Raw genomic sequence first — 20,983 nt, 5'->3', positions numbered from 1 at the left:
AAATGTGTTTATGCTATTTTGTACGTTTTTTAGTATAAATCTTATATATAACTAAACCGATTATTGTAGCTAAAAGAACTCCTATAAATATCCAGATTGATTTTGGAAGGTTGAATTTGAATCTAGGTCCTTCAGACTGCAACTTATAAATACATCCAGTTCCACTATCTAAAATATAAATATCTCCATCTAAATATTTTATTCCTTTTATATTGCTATTGTCCTTTAACTTCAATAAATCATATACCATACTTTTGCTATTTATTGCCGATATAACGTTATTCTTACTATCATAATATACTTTAGTATTTTTTTCTAATATTTTTCCTTCTTTATCAATAGCTAAATATCTTATGGCACTAACATTTTTAAATTGATAAATTGGCCCTGGAACAATTTTATTTGGCGGATTTTGAATAAGATTTGATACAAGCTTATCTCCTTTAAATCTAGAAGATGTTATGGGATCCCCTCCACTAAAATCTGGCCAACCATACCATTTACCTTTATCTATTTTATAAAGATAATCAAAATCTCTATTTATAGCCCTATCCCCAACATTCTCCATTCCTCCGACAATTCCAATAAGATTTCCATCATCATCTAAATCCCATCCAGTTATATTTCTTATTCCTGATGAATATAAGGTTGATTTATTAGTGCTTAAATTTATTTCTACAACACATGCATTGGCTAAACTCTGCGCCCTTATTTTCTGTCCTTCTTCACTAGAATTTCCATAAGGCATAAAAGCACCTGTTTTCTTTTCTCCATAGTTAAAACCATTTAATGTTATATCTATTGGACTCTTATCGTATGGAACTTTATTGATTGAATAATCACTTTCATATGCTGCTATCCCTGAATTAGTAACAGTTCCTATAGACAAAAGAAGTCTTGAATTTCTTATGATCATATTTCTATCTAAATATTTGCCTTCACAAGGTATATTATCTATTACTAACTGCAGACTCTTATCACTTAAATCATATTTGTATAAACTATCCTTAGCAATAAAGTATAATTTATTATTGTAAAATAATAAATTTTCTATTTTTAACGTATTATCTTGTAATAAAGTTTCTTCTCTCCCATCTTCCTTAATCACTTTAATATAATTTTCATATGCTACATAAGTATTTTTATTATTGTCTTGATCAAAAGCTACTGAGTCATTACAATTCTTATACGCGACGCTCCAACTTATATTGTTTTTTAGCGTATTCATTTTATATTGATTTGAAAAATTAAATACTCCAAATGCTACTACAACTATTATAATTGAAATAATTAAAAATTTTAGAAACCTTTTCACTTCATTCTCCCCTTACCGCTTTAATTAGAAATCTATAAAAACTAATTAACCTTCTTCTGAATCAAACTTTTCTTAATACATAATGTATAATATCTATATTAGATTTATATTGTAAATCTAATGAAATAAGACCTTTAATTTAAAAATGTTCTTTATATGATATACTATATATATTGGTCATATATAATTTTATTGGTAAATTTACCAGTAGCTTATTGATATCCATATATGGATATCAATAAAAATACATTATATTAAATTCTACATACTCTTTACGAGTATAAAGTCATTAATATAATTCTAAATATAAATAATTTATACAAAATATAAGGAGGAATGACCTATGACAGATCCTAGAAATACTAAACTTGCTAGCAATTTAATAAATTATTCATGTGAACTTAGAGAAGGTGAAAAAGTCCTTATTGAAGCTAATGGAGTAGAAACGCCTTTAATTAAAGAGTTAATCAAAGAAGCTTATAAGGCAAATGCAATTCCTTTTGTATCAATAAAGGATAATGAATTAGAACGTGAATTGCTTATGAACGCTTCAAAAGGACAATTAGATCTCAGAGCTAAATACGAGGCTTTAAGAATGAAAGACATGGATGCCTATATAGGTGTCAGGGCTAGTAACAATTCTTCTGAACTTTCAGATGTTCCTGAAGAAAAAATGAATTTATATAATAGATACTTTAAAGCTCCAGTTCATTCAGACATAAGGGTTCCAAATACTAAATGGTGTGTCTTAAGATATCCTAATTATTCTATGGCTCAAAGCGCAGATATGAGTACAGAAGCTTTTGAGGAATTCTATTTTAATGTATGTAATTTGGATTACTCTAAAATGTCAAAGGCTATGGATTCACTAGTAGAATTAATGAACAAAACTGACAAAGTAAGATTAGTCGCTCCAGGTACAGATTTAACTTTTTCAATAAAAGATATTCCTGCGATTAAATGTGATGGTAAGGCTAACATTCCAGATGGAGAAGTTTATACTGCACCAGTTAAAAATTCAATTAATGGTACTCTAGCTTATAACACACCATCTGCTTACAATGGATTTACTTTTACTGATATTAAATTTGAATTTAAAGATGGTAAAATCATAAATGCTACTGCAAACAATTCTAAGCGATTAAATGAAATATTAAATACAGATGATGGTGCAAGATATGTTGGTGAATTTGCAATTGGTGTTAATCCTTATATTCTTCATCCTATGAAAGATACCTTATTCGATGAAAAAATAGCAGGTTCAATTCACTTTACTCCAGGTGCTTCTTATGATGAAGCTCCAAATGGAAATAGCTCTGCCATTCACTGGGACTTAGTTTTAATACAAAGGGCTGATTATGGCGGTGGTGAAATTTACTTTGATGACGTTCTAATAAGAAAAGATGGAATTTTTGTAATTGATGAACTTAAAGTACTAAACCCAGAAAACTTGAAATAGCATTTATTTCGTTAATGATTAAAAGTTATGACTTAAGATTCAAATTATGAAAAGCTTTGGCTTTTCATACATATATACGAAAAGTTTAGAAAAAAAGTCATTCCTTCTAGAGTCCGCTAGCTAAAAGGAATGACTTTATTTTAAATAATATATTTATAATTGATTGGCTAATTCTTCAAGTTTCTTAGCTGTTGTATTTAATTCTGAAATAGAGGCTGCTATTTCTTCTAATGATGCTGATTGATTTTGCGAAACATCATTTGAATTTGTTAAACTATTATTTATAGTTACTATCGAAGAAGAAATGTTCTTTATAACAGAATCAATTTTTTTAATAGATTCATTAGAAGAATTTGATAATTTCCTAATTTCTTGAGCAACAACACTGAACCCTTTTCCTGCCTCTCCTGCTCTAGCTGCTTCAATAGCAGCATTTAATCCTAGAAGATTTGTTTGTGAAGAAATCCCTTGAATGAAAGTTAATATTTCATCAGTATCTTTTGCACTTTCAGTAGCTTCTTTAGTTTCTAATAATATTTGCTCATTCATTGTTGCTAATTCCTGTACTCCTTTAGAAATATCATTTATCCCAATTGATATCTGCGAAAGTGATTCTGATAATTTTTGTGTAATATCAATTAAATCATTTTTCTTTTCTAAGCTCTTACCTACTACCAAAACCCCAACAACTTCATTTTCTTCTTTTATAGGAATTGCATATGACTTAAATGCTACTCCGTACACATTTTCAGGTACTATTTTTATTATCTCTTTACCTCTGCTGATTGCATCAGCAACTGCACCACCACTTGGTATAGCATCCCCCTCTTTTGCATTTAGCTTTAAATTTTCACTCATATTTGTATATAAATATTTTTTAGTATCTGCTAATGCTAAAGATGCCTCTGAATCAAAAAGCGATTCTATGTACGGCATTGCATTGTAAAAAAGATTTATCATTTCCTTCTCTGAAACTTTATCCATTATTCTTCCCCCTTACTTTTTCCAATATATCGTTAGCTTTACGTATAAATATAATTATATCTTTTTTTTAGCTAATTTGTAAATATAAATAATATTTTAAGTTATTTTCGCTTTAACTTATTTAACTTAATATTTCTATCAATTCATATTTACACTTTATGACGAATATGCTTTATAGTAATTTAAAGGAGTGAATGAGCTTTGGATAGGGATAATTTTTTAAAGAATTCTTTTTTACTTGTATCTTCCAATATAGCAACAGGTATTTTAGGTTTTATATTTTCCATATATCTTTCTAAAATATTAGGGCCAGAAGGAATGGGCTTATATAACTTGGTTATGCCTATTTACAATTTATTTATATGTCTTATGACTGCTGGAATAGTAGCTTCTATTTCCAAAATAACCGCTGTCTATGCGCAAAAAGGTGAGCATAATAATATTGTGAGGACCATCAGGGTTGTTTCATTATTTAATATAACCTGGGCCTTTCTAATAGGTATAATAGTATTTCTTTTTGCGCCAATACTTGGTAAATATGGAGTTAATGATGTTAGAACTATAAATGCTATTAAAGTCATTTGCCCAGCCATGGTTTGTATTGCAATTTCAAATATACTTAAGGGATACTTCTATGGAACTTCTAAAATTACAGTGCCGGCAATAATTGATATTTGCGAAAAAGCCATGAGGATTTTAACCGTAAGTTTGCTTATATTTTTGACAAAAGCGCACACTCTTGAGGGAATGGTAACTTTAGCTACAGTTGCATTATGTATAGGCGAATTTCAAAGTCTATTTTTTCTTTATATTTATTATAAATACTCAATAAATAAAATACCTAAATCTCATGAAAAACCTGAAGGTAGAGTTCAACTTCTTTTTGATGTAATTATCATCGCAGTTCCTCTTCTGTTAAATGGATTTTTAACTAACATTTTAGGAACACTCTCTACACTGATTGTTCCAAGACGCTTACTTGCAGCCGGTTTTAGTTATTCAGAGGCCTTAAGCATGATAGGGAAATATACTGGAATGGCGCTTAGTATAATAACAATTCCTTTAATTGTAGTTTCTACAATTAACACTCTACTAATTCCAGATCTTTCTCAAAGTCTAGTACTTGGGAAACAATATGAAGCTTCTATTAGAATAAAAAAGGTTATTAAAGTTGCATTTCTACTTGGAATAGCAACCACAATAATTTGCAATGTAATTCCAGATGCTTTAGGAAAGATGTTTTACGACAGAGTAGACTTAGGTATGTATATAAGATTTGCTTCCCTCACTGCACCAATATTTTTTCCTGCAGTAACCATGTTCGGCATATTAAATGGTCTAAATAGACAAAACATAATTCTTAGAAATTCTATGATTGAAGCCATAATTGAATTGATATGTTTATACATATTTACCGCAATTCATTCTATAAATATATTTGGATATAGCCTAACTATGCTAATAGCCTGTACAGTTGGATTTATTCTTAATATATACGAAGTTAATAAGCATATTGAACTTAACTTAAACAAATCCAACATAGCAATATATATACTACTCGGTTTCTTGACCTTCATAATTATAAACATATTCTCAAAACATATGCTTACAAGTTCGTTGATTGTAAATAATTTTATTGTAATAGGACTTGTCTTCGTAATCTTTGCATATTTAGGGACATTTGGAGAAGCAGAAGATTAATAATAAATCACACTAAAATTAAACACATCGTAACTAACAAAAGATTTAAGAAACATTGATTTTCGTTGTAAGCTTGATTTATAACTTAAAATATGCATTCAATATTTACTTAGCTTTAAGTATATATGCACAAAAATAGATACATGTTTGCAGCACGAACATTTAAAAGTCAGCTGATAAACATATATCTATTTTCGATTAATATGCACTTAAATCTAAAGCATAAATTATATATTATTTAAGTTGTTTTCTTAAAAATCTTGGCAAATAGTTAAATATTCTAGGAGATATGCTATCTAAATCGCTCTTTCTAATTCCACCTAATATAATTATTGAATATAAATAAACAAAACCTGCTATTCCAATAATTAAAATTGTGAATAATACTTTTAATAGTGAATTATCATTTGCAATATTTATTAAAATCGATGTAAAAGACTTTAATAAATATATACTCAATGCCATTATTGCCGATGCAATCAATGGTTTAACTGCACTTCTAAACAAAGGAATTTTTACTTTAAGTGCTTTTCTAAGTGCTCGCTTATTTAAAAACATAGGTATCGCAAACCATAAGAAATTTCCTACTACTACTCCTAAAATATTTATTTCTGGCATTCCAACTAATATGTAATTAGCAGCTATCTTCGCAGCTATACCGATACTAAATGTTCCAAGTACAAAATAAAGTTTATTCATACTTTGAAGTATGATAGTTTGTATTTGTACAACTGCCATAAGAACTAATACCACTGATCCCCATACCATTAATTCAAACCCTTGACTTGTTCCATACAAAAGTTCAAATACTTCCTGTGATAGACATGATAGTCCAACAGCTGCTGGTATTGTTATTATTAAAGTTATTCTAAATGCAAAAGTAGTCTTTTTTCTTATTTCCTTCTTATTCTTTAAAGTCATTGCCGCCGTTACTGCTGGCAATACGGTTGTCCCAAGTGCTGTCACAATTATAAGTGGAACAGACAATAAAGTTTTATATCTTCCAAGTACTCCGTAAAGCACTTGAGCCTGTTGTAAACTAAATCCTGCAAATGCTAACCTGCTATTAACATTTACCATATCCACCAAGCTTCCAAAGTTTTGAAGCCCAGAACTCAAAGTAATAGGTAATCCATATTTGATTAACTTTTTAATTATATGCTTTGTTCTTATTCTTTTTTTATTATTCTGATCTTCTATTGAAATCTCTTCAAATTTGCTCTTTCTATATATATATACCATATATATACATGCGACCAATGCTCCTACTGAAGTTCCTATAGTTCCTCCAGCACTACCATATTCTACACTTATATGCACTAGGAAATATGCACATAAAAGGCTGACTGCAATATTTATAATTTGTTCTAATACTTGAGATATCGCAATAGCTTTCATACTGCTTATACCTTGGAAATATCCTCTGTACGAGGATAAAATTGATGTAACAAATATGCTTGGTGCAAGCATTAGAATCCCATAAGATGCTGCAGGATTTTCGATTGCATTCCCAATTGCAAACGCAAACAGCATTAAGAATATTGTTAAAAATGCTCCAGCTAGGGCTAAAAGAGTTCTAGATACCTTAAGAGCTCTTACAGCATCATTAGGTTTTTCAAGAGCTGTAAGCTCTGCAACCACTTTTGCGATAGCTGGCTGTGTCCCAAGATTTGTAACTGCGTAAACAAATAAAAATACTTCATAACAATTTTGGTATATTCCATATCCATCAAGACCTATTATTCTTTGAAGGAGAGGTATATAAAATACTGATATTACTTTAGTTAAAAGTCCTGCTACTGAAAGAATTAAAAAGCCTTTACTACTACTCCCAACGGCTGATCTCTCTTCCATAATTACCTCCTATCTAAGTGAAAACTTAAACACATCTTGTTTTATTTTTTTTAATATTGGAGGTAATGCTACTGCTATGGTCTTATTTCTTAAATATTCAAGCTTACCGTTTATTTTTCTAAAATTTAATTTATAAGCATACAAATATTGATAATTTAAACCATATTTACTTTCAAAAAATGAATTTAATTTCTTATCTCCATATTTGCTATCTCCAATTATAGGATTTCCCAAATGCGCCAAATGTGCCCTTATTTGATGACTTCTTCCTGTTATTAAATTAATATCTATAAGTGAATATGCACCATTACTTTCTACGGTGCTTATTTCCATCGCTATCCTTTTAGAGCCCTTAACTTCAGTATCATATATCTTAGATACATTTGTTTCAGGATTCTTTAATATGTATGCTTCATAAAGACCATCTCTTACTTTACCTTTAGCCAAAGTATAATAATACTTTCTTATTTCATCATCTCTTATGGCTTCATTTATGCATTTTAAACCTTCAAAGCTCTTGCCAAAGATAACCATACCAGACGTATTTCTATCTAATCTATTACAAGATGCTGGAGTAAAGGTTAATTCATTTTCTGGCAGATAGTCTCCCTTATCATTTAAATACGAAAGAACATAATCTGTAAGGGTTGGTTCCTCATTATTCTTTGTATCCGAATGTACTAAGACATCTGGCCATTTTTCAATTATTAGCATATTATCATCTTCATATATGATTTTAACTCTTTTAGGATCTACTTTAATAAATTTATCTTCCTTATTTTCTTTATTGCTTTGTATATATTTAATCTCTACAATATCTCCTTCTTCAAGAAAATACTTTTCATTTTGTTTTGTTCCATTAACTCTTATATCTTTTTTTCTCAAGGCCTTAAATATTGCACTTAAAGGTACATCTTTTAATAATTTCCTTAAAAATTTATCTAATCTCTGACCTGCTTCATTTGGACCTATTTCAATTTTCAAATATAATCACTCCTAAGTTTTTGTTAACAATAAACAGTTAACACTCATCGTACAATATGACAAAAATCTCATGTTTTTACAACATACCGATTTCTTCATTCATTGTGCATTTTACATTGTAAATCATACATTGTCAATTTAAATATTTTTAGGCATATTTAAGAAAACAACAAGCTATCGTGACAGTTTATTATATATTATACGTCATCATGTTAACTTGCTGTTTAAAAATATACTTAAATATATTATCTAGTTAAATAATTATATGCTGCTAATGCTTGAATAGAAACACCAATGGATAAACATTCTTCGTCTATATTAAATAGATTACTATGAGCAGGCTCTGTAGTTTTCTTTTCCTCATTTCCCGAACCTAAAAAATAAAAAGCACTTGGTCTCTCATTAGCAAAATAAGCAAAGCTTTCAACACCCATTTTAGGAGCCCTTTGTTCTAAAACATTTTCTTTTCCCAAAATTTCACTAGCACTATCAAATACTAAATCTACAAACTCATCATTGTTATAAAGACATGGATAACTTTCTTCAACTTTTATTTCAGCCTTTGCTCGTGACATAACCGCGATTCCATTTACAATTTCATTTAATCTTTGAATAGCAAATGCTCTATCTTCTTTAGTCATAGTTCTAATCATTCCGCTTAATACAGCCTCTCCAGGAATAATATTTTGTGCTGTTCCAGCATGCATAGTTCCAACTGTTATAACTATTGGATTCACAGGTGCTATCTCTCTGCTTACTATTGTTTGAAGTGCTACTACAATATGACTTGCAATGACAATAGGATCAACAGTAGTATGAGGTGAAGCTCCATGGCCTCCTTGGCCTGTAATCTTTATACTAAATGGATTTGATGCAGCATTTACTACACCTTTTTTTATCTTTATAGTACCGCATTTTGTTTCCTCATCCACATGGAGTCCAAGAATACAATCAACTTTTGGATTTTCTAAAACACCTTCATTTATCATAGGAGTAGCCCCTCCGGTTGTCTCTTCTGCCGGCTCAAACAATAGCTTCACTGTTCCTGAGAATTTATCTTTATTATTATTTAACAATTTCCCTACTCCCATAAGTATTGTTGTATGAGCATCATGACCACAAGCATGCATTTTTCCAACACTCTTTGATTTAAACTCACAATTTTTCATATCCTGAATTGGAAGTGCATCAATGTCTCCTCTTAAAGCTATAGTCTTATTATTTCCTGCTTTAGTACCATTTATGATTCCACATACTCCAGTTTTTGCAACTTCCATATATTGAATTCCATTTGCTGTTAAAAAATCTTTAATCACTTTGGATGTTCTGACTTCTTCAAATCCAAGCTCTGGGTGTTCATGTAAGTCTCTTCTTATTTGTATAAGTTCATCTTTTATAAGTTCGGCTTCTTTTTTAAAATCTATCACGCTAACATTTCCTCCATAATCTAATCAAATTTACTACTTAAAACAATCTTATTCTACTATTATCTATCACTCCAGAAAACTTCTATCATATCACCATCTTTTATAATGGCAGTATACTGTGCATTTTCACCATTCAAAATTAAATTAATTATTCCTTTAGGCACTGTCAAATCAAAATCTATATAATCAAAAATATCTACAATTACATACTGAGATTTCCCATTTAATGTTTTATTTTCCCCATTAATATTAACTGTTATACTAGAGAATTCTTCTTTAATAACTTCTTGTTTTTTTTGAACCCCTACTTCAAATTCATTTGAAATATCTAAACTGTTATTCTCAGTCTCATTATAACTTTCTTTACTAATATTCCTTTCTGTATCTTGGCTTTTTTCAGTAACTTGATTTTCACTTAATGACTCACTTTTCCTAAACAGATGCTCCCCTTCTAAAATTTCGTAATCATCTTCTAAAGTTTCCCCAGCTTTTGATAAAGCAATTTCATCTCTTAGAACATATTTTCTAAACTCACTTACCTTGCATGGTAAAAATACTTTTACCTCGTCACCACTTTTTATTATATATTCTAAATTCTCTACCTGTTCATTGACAAGTATTACAGGTTCAATATTTACTATATCTTCATCTAAATAGATTGAAACTGAGTTAATACTTTTAATATGTTCACGTAATTTAGGAGCTGCATCTTTTCCATTTTGGGCAAATTCTAATTTTATATTATCATTTGCCTTAACTTCTGTTTCAAGGGTTGCTTCTTCCCCATTAATTGTAATCTTAGCATTAGTTCCATATTCCCCAAAAGCAATTCTCTTGCTTCCATTATAGCTAAATCGTACGCTCTTACCATTTTTACTTATAAGTAAAGAAGGATTTATTCCTGCTTGAAGTACTACATCCATTATGGTATGTTTATGTGAATTAAATAAACTAATAGGGTCATCATTTAACAGCACATCAATAAAATCATTTCCTAAACTTCGTATCGCAGTTAACGCTATTCCTAGGACAGTTACCCCAGATGATCCTAATTCATTATTTGCAACACACTCCGGCACTGCTTGCCTGTCCTTAATGGCAATTCTTTGTGCCGGCAACTTTAATTTTTCAGCAATTGCTTCCAAAATACCTGGAGTATGTGCTCCACCTCCAACTACAAATACAGCACTAGGTGCTTTAGCTCCATTTAATTCTAAAATCTTTTTTGATATTTCTTCTGCCGTCTTATTTACAATAGAATTAATAAGTTTAAATACGTCTTCTGAAAATACACTATTTTCCATTCCGATTACATCAATATATTTTACCTCTTTTTGATTTACAATTGATCTTTTTATATGCTCAGCAGTATTAAAATCAACTAAGTATTCTTGAACAATAGTTTCGGTAACTTCATCTCCTGCCATCGGTACCATACCGTAAGCTGATATACTTTCCTTAGAACTTATTGCTATATCCGATGTACCTGCTCCTATATCTACTAGCGCAATATTTAGCAGTCTTAAATTTTTAGGAATTGCTGCTTCTATTGCAGCTATTGGTTCTAATGTCAAATTCACAACCTTTAAATTTACTCTGTTCATTACTGCATAAAGAGAATCTATTACAGACCTTGGTAAAAATGTTGCAATAACTTCAGCACCAATCTGCTCCCCTTTATGTCCTATTAAGTTAGATATTAAAAAACCGTTTAAATAAAAATTTTTCACCGAATATCCAACGCAATATAATTTTCCTTCAGTTGTAGCTGTTATCTCTTCTTCCGCTTTTTTTACGGCACTCAATTCAAGGCTTCTTACAATTTCTTTATTAATTTCTTCATCGTCATTAGGCTCTATATCAGCTCTTACCTCAATTGTTCTTAAAAATCTACCTGCTGCTGCAATAGATACTTCATTTAGTTGTATTTGAAGTTCTTCTTCAAGATAGCTTTTTACTTTCTGAACAACATTTGCAACTAAATTAATATCATGTATTTGCCCATCCACCATGGCTCTTTCTTCATGTTCTAGGTATTTTTCGCATACTACTTGGAACTTTTTATCCTTTATGATCCCAACTGTTCCTATAATGGACCTTGTCCCTATATCTAAAGCAAAAATTATATCTTTTTGATTAAATCTTTTTAATTCCATCTAAACCCAACCTTTATTGTTTTATTTATATGTTAACAGCCTTTCTGATAAGCCTATTTTTTAAATTATTAGGCTTATACATTCTAACAGATTTAATTAAATTACCTACAATAAACCACTCTCTTAAAAAAGTTTACTATCTATCCTTAAATTTTTACATCAATCTACTATAAATTATATATTATAAGCTAAACTCATACAATGGTTTCTAACACTGTTTACATTTTTAATCTGTTTTAGATAAATTTCATCCTCTACGAAAATTTTCTTATCATTTACCTTCTTAAATTCCATATATATTTTCTATCTTATTTTGTTGAATTATAAAAATATACAAATATTTGTTTAAATTAATATTATTGTGCAATATTGCCAATGCAATAATATTGATTTAAAATTGTTATATGTGGATAAAAATAAATAATTATTAAATTATAAATATTATATTTAAATGAAAATCTCACTGTTTATAGTTAACTTATTTCCATTAATTTAAAATATATTTATATAAAATTCAAAAAGGAGATTTTATGAAAATACTTAAGGTAATAGCAATTATAATCAATTCAATTTTATTATTTAACACAACTTTATTTTCTTTAAGTGTAAAAGCTGAGACCAATGAAGATTTAACTGGATGGGATCTCACCTGGAGCGATGAATTTGATGGTAATGAAATAAACCATTCAAACTGGACTTATGACATTGCTTCTCATGGTCTAGGAAATAATGAGCTTGAATATTATACAAATAGACCTGAAAATTCAAGAATTGAAAATGGTAATCTAGTCATTGAAGCCAGAAAAGAACCTTATGGTGATTGTGATTATACTTCTGCTCGTCTAAAAACTCAAGGTTTACAGAATTTTCTTTACGGCAAAATTGAAGCTAGAATTAAACTTCCACAGGATCAGGGACTTTGGCCAGCCTTTTGGATATTAGGTTCTAATATGGCTGCAATAGATTGGCCTGACTGTGGAGAATTGGATATTATGGAACATATAAATTTTGACGAAAATATTTGGGGTACTCTCCATTGGAGAACTTCTGATGGAATGCAGTCAGAAGGAAGCAAATTAAAAGTAGATGTTACTCAGTATCACAATTATTCTATTGAATGGAGCCCTGAATCTATTAAATGGTTTGTAGATGGTACTCAATATTTCGAATACAATATATCGAATGGTATTAATGGAACTGCTCCATTTCAAAAACCATTCTATATAGTTTTAAATATGGCAGTTGGTGGTAACTGGCCTAAAAATCCTGATGCTTCAACTAAATTTCCTGCAAAAATGTATGTAGATTATGTCCGTGTATATAATAAGCACTCTGATAACTCTCGAAAAATAAATGGCCGCAATACATGGTATAGAGATAATACAACTGGTTTTTGGTATTACTTGGATGGGGATGGTAATCCATTTAAGGGCTGGTTGTTTACTAAAGATTATTGGTACTACCTAGATACGAATGGACAAAGAAAAACTGGATGGTTAAATTACAATAATGATTGGTATTACTTTGATACTTCAGGTATTATGAAAACTGGATGGATTTATGACAAAGGTAATTGGTATTACCTTGATACAAATGGTGTTATGTTAAAAAACACAAACATTAATGGATATAACTTAAATGATAACGGTGTTTGGATTTTCTAATCTTTTTTATCAAGCTTTTTCTCGCCTCTGTATTTTATAGTAAATTCGATATAAAAGGTTTAATTGACACTTAAAATATGCTATTATACATATTAAATGGAGTTTTTTTCATTTAATTGAAATTTTAATCTTAAATAACTATGGAACATGATTTGTATTCCATATTGGTACTTATTTTTCTTAACATAAAAGGGAGGTAGTAGGTGTGAGCATTATAGATGTGAATATTATAAAAGAAAATGATATAGTTAAATTTATTACCCCAGACAAGACATTAGTTGACGGAAAAATAAAAAAGATATCCAATGATTTTTTAGGGATTATCATCGACACTAGGCAAGATACTTTTATTGTTTTACATAAAGATAAACCTATTGAATTAATTTTAATTCAAAAACATCAAGCATTAAAATGTACTGCTACTATACTTGGATGCACTCAAAATGATTTCGAGCAAGTTGTAATTATCAGTATTCCTGAATTAGTATTGAGTATTGAAAGAAGAAAATTCGAAAGGCTTCCTATTGTTATGGACATTGAATATTCACTGCTTCCGGATGAATTACACTGCCAAACTATGAATACTATTAATCCCAAATATTTTAGATCTTTCAAAAAAACTTATACTGTTAATATTAGCGCTGGAGGTGTATATTTCATTATTTCAAAAAAAGAAATTGATGCTAAATGCGCACTAGTGTCACTGTTAATAAAAAACGAGAAGATTATAGCACTCTGCGAAAAGCTGCGAACTGACCATGATGATGATGATCCAAAACATTACAAAGTTGCTTATAAGTTTAATGATATAAGTGCACAGCATAGACAATTAATTTTAGACTTTGTTACGGAAAAATCTAAAGAAAACAATATCTCAAGTTAATTTTCCAAACTACTTAACTATCTTATAAAATGAGAGATATGAAAATCATCTCTATAATAAGCAAAGAAGCTAGTAAAATCTACCTACTATTACTAAGCTCCTTTTTTATTTTCTACTGCTATATCTAATGTTTTCTTATTATCATTGCTTCCAATTATTTGGTATACTCCATATTTGACGTCCGCTTCCATCATCTTCAGGCCATAAATTAACTATAGTTCCATCTGCACTGCAACTTAGATATTTTCTATCCGAACAAACACCATCATAAACTTTAATTAAATACGTACTATGACCGGAAAAGCTTTGAACAGGTACTAGCTGCCATCTTTGGCGCCCACTTCCATCATCCTCAGGCCACAAATTAACTAAGTCCCCATCTGGAGTGGCACTTAAATACGTGCGACCTGAATAAACTCCCCTAACAACTGTAATATTATAAACATCATTATAACCTTTAACACGTGTGAATCTCCACTTTTGGCGTCCACTTTCATCATCTACAGACCACAAATTAACTACTGTTCCATCATCTGTACAGCTTAGCAAGTTCCTATCAGTATCTAATCCATGAAGTATTTGCAAATTAACTGGATTGGCAACATAATCGCTTGTTGTTGAGATTCTCGGAGTAGAAACTACCCAAGCGCCATCAGAACCTAACTTATATCCATCAATATAAGTGTCGTGCAGCATATAACCATTATCACTAAAATAATAATACTTTCCATCTATTAATCTCCAACCTGTTGCATAGGAATCTCCTTCTGCATACCACCATCCTGTACTATTTTGTCTCCATTCTGCACTGGCCCCTATTGGATTTAATACTATTAAAGAAACTATTATTAATGGAGTAGCTATTACTTTGGTTAATTTTGATTTCTTCATTATATTTACCTCTTAATTAATATTTTTACATTATTATATCATAATTACTATATTTTACAAATAGTCAATAATAAAATATCGCTACAACCAACTTCTTCTGTATTAAATATATTTCACCATGATTATTAATAGATATCAATAGGCATATAACTTAACTTTCCTCCCACTATGAAGCACTAACCATCTTTAGATCATCCTTTTTCAATCAAATTATTATCAACCAAAACCTTCAAAGAAAAACTCCTAAAAGTTCCATCACTAAATTTTAGTTTAATTTTATCTTTATCCTTATCATCAAATTCTTCTATCTCTGCTATTCCATAAGTCCTATGAACAACTTTTCCCCCAACCTCATAGCCAAAGGTGTCAACAGGCATATCATTTAACTTACCTTCAATAATGAACCTTGATACATCTTTAAACTGTCCTTTTCTACTTCTAGGTGAAAACAGATAAAGGTTATCTATAGCTCTTGTTATTCCAACATAAAAAAGCCTACGCTCCTCTTCTAAGTTATCCTTTATGCTATTTGAATGAGGTATTGTTTCTTCTACACAGTTGATGACATAGACATTTTTAAACTCCATCCCTTTCACGCCGTGTATGGTACTTAAAATAACCCCTTCTCTTTTCACTTTTTTCTTACTTGCTTCTATTGTTTGATTAACTTCTTCAATATGTTGTAAAAATTCAAATATGGTTTTATATCCTTCTGCTGCTAATTTAAATTCTTCTATTATGTCTTCTAGATCCTCTAAACTTTGATTGAATTTTTTTGCATATTCCTTTAGATAATCTAAATATCCTAAATCCATCACTATATATGCTATTGCAGATGATAACGAGATTTTATTCAAATAATTTATATCTCCTTTTAACTCATCAAGCTTTTTCTTCTGAAACGGTGGTGTATCATCCTTATTTATTAATATTGTAAATGGATTTTCTTCATATTTATAACTTCTTACATACGCAAAATTTGCCTTACTGATGTATCTAAAGGGCTTATTTATTATCTGTAGAAAGCTATCTTTATCAAATTGATTAATAGATAATTTTAAATAAGCAATTAAATCCTTGCATATAAAATGTTCAAAGAAATTATATTCTCTATCTAATAATGTAAATGGGATCTTTTTTCTAATTAAAATATCTATGACCGTCATAGCTTCAATATTAGTTCTATATAACACTGCATTATTCTCATATGAAATATTCTGATTCTTATTATTTAAGACTATGTTAACTAGACTTTCCGCCTGCATTTTTTCATTATACGAATTAATCCACTGAATTATCCCAAGCTCTTCCCTATTCCATTTTATCTCTTTCTTATTTCTATTTGTATTAAAACTTATTACTTCCTTTGATTTATCAACTATATTTGACTTACTTCTATAATTAATCGATAAATAATATTTCCTCCCTTCCTTAAACATTGTGTCAAAGCTTACCATGTATTCAGGCTTGGATCCTCTGAAGGAGTAAATACATTGATCTTCATCTCCTACAGCAAAGAGACTATTTTCATCTCCACCATTTATTAACTTCAAGAAATCTATCTGCATTTCATCACAATCCTGAAATTCATCCACCAAAACATATTTAAATAATTTTCTATATGATAGAAGAACATTTTCATTTTTGCTTAATAATTCTAATACTTCTATAGCTAGATCATCAAAATCTCTTTTATTATGTTCCCTTTTATAGCTTTCATATTTCTCTAAAGCTTCTTCAAAAATCTCTTTGGCTAAAGATGGTCTAAATTCACCTAATGATGATCTGGATGTCTTATATAAGGAAATATTGTTTATTGCTTCTTTCACCTTGTCTTCATTTACTTCGTCAAAATATTTACTTAATACGCTGCTTACTATCTTGTGAACAATTGCTCCATCCACTATATCTATGTTTTTTCCATCTCTTACAAGCATTTTATAAAACAGACCATGGAATGTCCCAAAAAACGGAGATGTGCTTTTACTAAAAGCATGTTCATATCTCATTTTCATATTCTGTGCAGCTGCTTTCGTAAATGTTATTACAATTATATTTCCATTAGAAACCTTTTTATTTTCTACTAAATGATTAACCTTATTTATTATAACAGTTGTCTTTCCAGATCCTGGCGCAGCAACTATCAGTGTATTTTTTTCTTCAGCCTTTACTGCACTCATTTGATATTTATCAAGCTTATACCCCACTATGTAATCCTTCTTTCTTATAACTCATCGTAATTAATGTTTATTATCTACACATCTTACTTATACTTCTTATTAAATTCTATCCACAATCATTATATAAATTTCAAATTTATATCAAGTATATCCTAAATTTAAATTATAGTATGTTTATCTTTATAAATTATCTAGATATTTTATAAAGATAAATATTCATTATCAGTAAGTTATCTTTATACTTACATTTATATTTCCTACTAACATCTATATATTGTAATCAAAGAGGTATAGATGTACAATAGTTTTATATATCTAATTAAGCATATTCTAAAGATAACAATATGATTTATGTTAAATTGTTATCCAGATTTTTAAAGGAGACCAACTATGAATAATAAATCTAGTTTTAATGTAAAAGATGAGAGAAACTTAACAATGCTAGTTGATTTTTATGAATTAACTATGGGAAATGGCTATTTTGATAAAGGATTAGAAAATCAGATAGCTTATTTTGATATGTTTTTCAGAAAAATTCCCGATGACGGTGGATATTGTATAATGGCTGGAGTAGAACAGCTAATAGATTATTTAAAAAACCTAGAGTTTTCCAATGATGATATTACTTATTTGAGAGATAAAGAAACCTTTTCCGAGGAATTTCTTAACTATTTAAAAAACTTCAAGTTCAGCTGCGATGTTTGGGCGGTTCCAGAAGGAAATCCAGTATTCCCTAATGAACCACTTGTAACAGTACGCGGTCCTGTCATCCAGGCTCAATTTCTTGAAACAATGATTCTTTTAACTGTAAATCATCAAACTTTAATTGCTACAAAAGCTAATAGAATTTGTCGAGCTGCTGATGGACGTCCTGTAATGGAATTTGGTTCAAGGAGAGCACAAGGATATGATGGTGCAATTTACGGTGCCAGAGCTGCAATTATAGGGGGATGCAGTTCAACTGCTTGTACTATTTCAGACAGGATGTTTAATATTCCTGCCGTAGGAACAATGGCTCATAGCTGGGTTCAATTATACGATACTGAATACGAGGCTTTTAAGGCATGGGCTGAAATTTATCCCGACGATTGTGTATTATTAATTGATACTTACAATGTTATAAAATCAGGTATTCCTAATGCAATAAAAGTATTTGACGAAATTTTAAAACCACTCGGCAAAAGACCACGAGGCATTAGAATAGATTCTGGTGATATAACCTATCTTACAACTAAGTGCAGACAAATGTTAGATGCTGCTGGATATGAAGATTGCAACATTGTAATTTCTAATTCTCTTGACGAGCATATTATAAAGGATGTTTTAGATCAAGGTGCATGTATAGATTCATTTGGAGTCGGAGAAAGACTTATTACTGCAAAATCAGAACCGGTCTTTGGTGGAGTTTATAAGTTAGTCGCATTAGAAAAGGATAACAAAGTAATACCTAAAATTAAAATAAGTGAAAATGAAGAAAAAATAACTAATCCAGGTTTTAAAAAGATACTAAGGATTTTTGATAAAACTTCTCATAAAGCATTGGCGGATTTAATTGCCTTAAGAGATGAAAAAGTCAATGAAAGCGAACCTTTAGTAATATTCGATCCTACATACACTTGGAAAAGAAAGAGAATAAAAAATTATTATATAAAAGATCTTCAAGTGCAGATATTTAAGGAAGGAAAATGCATATATGAATCACCTAGTGTTCTAGATATAAAAGAGTTTTCCAGAATTGAAACTGAAAAATTATGGGCTGAAGTGCTTAGGTTTGAAAATCCTCATACCTATTATATTGATTTATCACAAAACCTATGGTCTTTAAAGCATTCTCTTCTTCATAAATATACAGATTCATATGAAACTCAAGATTAAAAATATTAAACAAAAAAGATTAGAATTCATAGAATTCTAATCTTTTTTGTTTAATATCCTATACTAATATTATTACTATTTTCATCATATATGGATAAATCTAAAAAATCATACTCTTCTTTTACAATATCCTTAATATTTATATTGCTTGACTCAATACACTTATGAAAAATGCACTTTTCCCCTCTATGTTCCATTAATTCACTAGATAATATCGGACATTCATCATAGCATTCAATTTCTTCCATTGATGTTGACCAAAACGGACACCTACTCATACCCAGCCCCTTCTCTCATCTTAATAAAATTTAACTGTTTTTAATTTTATTATATTACATATTTTGTAAAAAGTAAATCTTTTCTATATTTCAAATATAAAAAAGCCACTTAAAATAAGTGACTTTTTTATACTACTATTTATTCTTATTTACAGAAATATCTATTACTTCATTTTGGAATGCTTTAAGTAATGCTTTCTCTAAAACTTTCTCTTTATCAAAGTTTGCTATATCTTTACATATTGCAAAAACTTTATTTTTTTCTCCATTAACGTTTTGGTAAGTTAAAGTTACATTGGGTTTATCATATTCGACATTTAATATTTTTACTCCCCATGATATTTGAGCAAAATCACCATCCACACTCAAATGTGTTAATTCCTTTAACTTAGCATTATCTTGAGTTGGATCATTTACAATTATTAACTCATCTCCAACCTTATATTTTCCCATAAAAATACGCCTCCTTAATAATTCCATCTTAATATTTTCGTCATAGGCCATATAACTAAGTTTTTAAAAAATTATTATTCCTAACTGAACAACATATGCCGGAGAATGTTAATTTATTAACATTCTCTATACTATTATTTTAACAGACTTTTCTTCAGTATACAATATTTTTTTTAAATTTAACAAAATAGCTATAAAATTTAACTCCTAATAATAAAACACTTGTCATATTAATTAACAATCATTATTTATAAATAATATAAATTAATACGATTGATATTAGTTTATATTTATGTTATAATTTCTACATAAAATTCTTATAAGTGAGGTATGAAATATGGACCACATAGCTTCTATTTTTAAACAAAAAAAGCTAAAATTAACTCCTCAGAGGCTTGCAGTATATAATTATTTAATTAATACAACTTCGCATCCATCTGCTGACGTTATTTATACAGACATTCATATTCAATATCCAACTATGAGTTTAGCTACAGTTTACAAAGCGCTAAAAACATTAGTTGATGTTGGATTAATTCAAGAAATAAATGTTGGTGAAGGTAACTTTAGATATGATGGGAATTCTACTCCACATCCACACTTGCAATGCCTTGGTTGTGGTAGAGTTGATGATTTCAAAGATTTTTCTCTTGATAATCTTAACTCTATGGCTAAGGAGCATACTGATTATCAAATCATTTCAAATAAGGTTTATTTTTATGGTTATTGTACCAATTGCCAATAAATCTTACAATTTGACTATAGCTTTAAGCAAATGTATTTTTAATTACACTGTTTTAAAGCCATAGTCTTTTTTTGTTTTATCACTTCTATAGGATTAATATGTAGATGATAATTAACATATAATTTACTGAGGTG

16 protein-coding genes are annotated in these 20,983 nt (G+C 29.5%); 6 read left to right on the top strand and 10 right to left on the bottom strand.

What is annotated here, in order from left to right; all coding sequences use genetic code 11:
• Window positions 1-13: 13 nt before the first annotated feature.
• Window positions 14-1,315, bottom strand: coding sequence for a PQQ-dependent sugar dehydrogenase (locus tag CLOBL_RS16605; RefSeq protein WP_077860059.1), 1,302 nt, complete (start codon window positions 1,313-1,315; stop codon window positions 14-16).
• A 343-nt stretch (window positions 1,316-1,658) separates the two neighbouring features.
• On the opposite strand from CLOBL_RS16605, the gene CLOBL_RS16600 reads away from it, so the two are divergent.
• A complete protein-coding gene (locus tag CLOBL_RS16600) occupies window positions 1,659-2,774 on the top strand; it encodes an aminopeptidase (protein WP_077860058.1) in 1,116 nt (371 codons plus the stop codon).
• 153 nt (window positions 2,775-2,927) lie between these two features.
• Here CLOBL_RS16600 and CLOBL_RS16595 read toward each other — a convergent pair whose 3' ends face one another.
• Window positions 2,928-3,758: a methyl-accepting chemotaxis protein gene (locus CLOBL_RS16595; protein ID WP_077860057.1), complete on the bottom strand. Its 831-nt coding sequence runs from the start codon at window positions 3,756-3,758 to the stop codon at window positions 2,928-2,930.
• 201 nt (window positions 3,759-3,959) lie between these two features.
• Between CLOBL_RS16595 and spoVB the strand changes: the two genes are divergently transcribed.
• Window positions 3,960-5,459 (top strand): stage V sporulation protein B, encoded by a 1,500-nt coding sequence (gene spoVB, locus CLOBL_RS16590; protein ID WP_077860056.1) that lies wholly within the window; start codon window positions 3,960-3,962, stop codon window positions 5,457-5,459.
• A gap of 234 nt (window positions 5,460-5,693) precedes the next feature.
• Here spoVB and CLOBL_RS16585 read toward each other — a convergent pair whose 3' ends face one another.
• The 4 genes from CLOBL_RS16585 to CLOBL_RS16570 form a co-directional block, all read right to left on the bottom strand.
• On the bottom strand, window positions 5,694-7,313 hold the full coding sequence (locus tag CLOBL_RS16585; RefSeq protein WP_077860055.1) for a polysaccharide biosynthesis protein: 1,620 nt from the start codon (window positions 7,311-7,313) through the stop codon (window positions 5,694-5,696).
• Between the two features lie 9 nt (window positions 7,314-7,322).
• Window positions 7,323-8,297: an RluA family pseudouridine synthase gene (locus CLOBL_RS16580; RefSeq protein WP_077860054.1), complete on the bottom strand. Its 975-nt coding sequence runs from the start codon at window positions 8,295-8,297 to the stop codon at window positions 7,323-7,325.
• Between the two features lie 245 nt (window positions 8,298-8,542).
• Window positions 8,543-9,724: a M20 family metallopeptidase gene (locus CLOBL_RS16575; RefSeq protein WP_077860053.1), complete on the bottom strand. Its 1,182-nt coding sequence runs from the start codon at window positions 9,722-9,724 to the stop codon at window positions 8,543-8,545.
• Between the two features lie 59 nt (window positions 9,725-9,783).
• Window positions 9,784-11,880, bottom strand: a complete 2,097-nt coding sequence (locus tag CLOBL_RS16570) for a cell division protein FtsA (RefSeq protein WP_077860052.1) — start codon at window positions 11,878-11,880, stop codon at window positions 9,784-9,786.
• Between the two features lie 530 nt (window positions 11,881-12,410).
• On the opposite strand from CLOBL_RS16570, the gene CLOBL_RS16565 reads away from it, so the two are divergent.
• Together CLOBL_RS16565 and CLOBL_RS16560 are read left to right on the top strand one after the other, a co-directional pair.
• Entirely contained in the window at window positions 12,411-13,544 is a 1,134-nt protein-coding gene (locus CLOBL_RS16565) for a glycoside hydrolase family 16 protein (protein WP_077860051.1), read from the top strand.
• A 205-nt stretch (window positions 13,545-13,749) separates the two neighbouring features.
• Entirely contained in the window at window positions 13,750-14,427 is a 678-nt protein-coding gene (locus CLOBL_RS16560) for a PilZ domain-containing protein (protein WP_077860050.1), read from the top strand.
• Between the two features lie 141 nt (window positions 14,428-14,568).
• Here CLOBL_RS16560 and CLOBL_RS28370 read toward each other — a convergent pair whose 3' ends face one another.
• Both CLOBL_RS28370 and CLOBL_RS16550 read right to left on the bottom strand, forming a co-directional pair.
• Window positions 14,569-15,318 carry a hypothetical protein gene (locus CLOBL_RS28370; RefSeq protein WP_207652362.1) on the bottom strand — a complete coding sequence of 250 codons (750 nt, stop codon included), beginning with the start codon at window positions 15,316-15,318 and terminating at the stop codon, window positions 14,569-14,571.
• A 191-nt stretch (window positions 15,319-15,509) separates the two neighbouring features.
• Window positions 15,510-17,525 (bottom strand): ATP-dependent helicase, encoded by a 2,016-nt coding sequence (locus tag CLOBL_RS16550; RefSeq protein WP_077860049.1) that lies wholly within the window; start codon window positions 17,523-17,525, stop codon window positions 15,510-15,512.
• A 363-nt stretch (window positions 17,526-17,888) separates the two neighbouring features.
• Here CLOBL_RS16550 and CLOBL_RS16545 point away from each other — a divergent pair, with 363 nt between their 5' ends.
• Window positions 17,889-19,373, top strand: a complete 1,485-nt coding sequence (locus tag CLOBL_RS16545) for a nicotinate phosphoribosyltransferase (protein WP_077860048.1) — start codon at window positions 17,889-17,891, stop codon at window positions 19,371-19,373.
• Between the two features lie 50 nt (window positions 19,374-19,423).
• Here CLOBL_RS16545 and CLOBL_RS16540 read toward each other — a convergent pair whose 3' ends face one another.
• Window positions 19,424-19,651 carry a hypothetical protein gene (locus tag CLOBL_RS16540; protein WP_077860047.1) on the bottom strand — a complete coding sequence of 76 codons (228 nt, stop codon included), beginning with the start codon at window positions 19,649-19,651 and terminating at the stop codon, window positions 19,424-19,426.
• A gap of 135 nt (window positions 19,652-19,786) precedes the next feature.
• A complete protein-coding gene (locus tag CLOBL_RS16535) occupies window positions 19,787-20,104 on the bottom strand; it encodes a hypothetical protein (RefSeq protein ID WP_077860046.1) in 318 nt (105 codons plus the stop codon).
• Window positions 20,105-20,441: 337 nt separating this feature from the next.
• On the opposite strand from CLOBL_RS16535, the gene CLOBL_RS16530 reads away from it, so the two are divergent.
• Window positions 20,442-20,849: a Fur family transcriptional regulator gene (locus CLOBL_RS16530; RefSeq protein ID WP_009169570.1), complete on the top strand. Its 408-nt coding sequence runs from the start codon at window positions 20,442-20,444 to the stop codon at window positions 20,847-20,849.
• Window positions 20,850-20,983 lie beyond the last annotated feature (134 nt).

The organism is Clostridium sp. BL-8 (assembly GCF_002006495.1).
GTDB lineage: Bacteria > Bacillota > Clostridia > Clostridiales > Clostridiaceae > Clostridium.
The sequence above is the reverse complement of the archived record's forward strand: the minus strand, read 5'-3'. Positions and strand labels throughout refer to the sequence as shown.

Excerpts from the sequence above, each read along its gene's own strand:
- CLOBL_RS16570 (WP_077860052.1), bottom strand. The coding sequence starts at position 11,880 with ATGGAATTAAAAAGATTTAATCAAAAAGATATAATTTTTGCTTTAGAT.
- CLOBL_RS16600 (WP_077860058.1), top strand. The coding sequence starts at position 1,659 with ATGACAGATCCTAGAAATACTAAACTTGCTAGCAATTTAATAAATTAT.
- CLOBL_RS16540 (WP_077860047.1), bottom strand. The coding sequence starts at position 19,651 with ATGAGTAGGTGTCCGTTTTGGTCAACATCAATGGAAGAAATTGAATGC.
- CLOBL_RS16530 (WP_009169570.1), top strand. The coding sequence starts at position 20,442 with ATGGACCACATAGCTTCTATTTTTAAACAAAAAAAGCTAAAATTAACT.
- CLOBL_RS28370 (WP_207652362.1), bottom strand. The coding sequence starts at position 15,318 with ATGAAGAAATCAAAATTAACCAAAGTAATAGCTACTCCATTAATAATA.
- CLOBL_RS16565 (WP_077860051.1), top strand. The coding sequence starts at position 12,411 with ATGAAAATACTTAAGGTAATAGCAATTATAATCAATTCAATTTTATTA.
- CLOBL_RS16595 (WP_077860057.1), bottom strand. The coding sequence starts at position 3,758 with ATGGATAAAGTTTCAGAGAAGGAAATGATAAATCTTTTTTACAATGCA.
- CLOBL_RS16585 (WP_077860055.1), bottom strand. The coding sequence starts at position 7,313 with ATGGAAGAGAGATCAGCCGTTGGGAGTAGTAGTAAAGGCTTTTTAATT.
- CLOBL_RS16545 (WP_077860048.1), top strand. The coding sequence starts at position 17,889 with ATGAATAATAAATCTAGTTTTAATGTAAAAGATGAGAGAAACTTAACA.
- CLOBL_RS16535 (WP_077860046.1), bottom strand. The coding sequence starts at position 20,104 with ATGGGAAAATATAAGGTTGGAGATGAGTTAATAATTGTAAATGATCCA.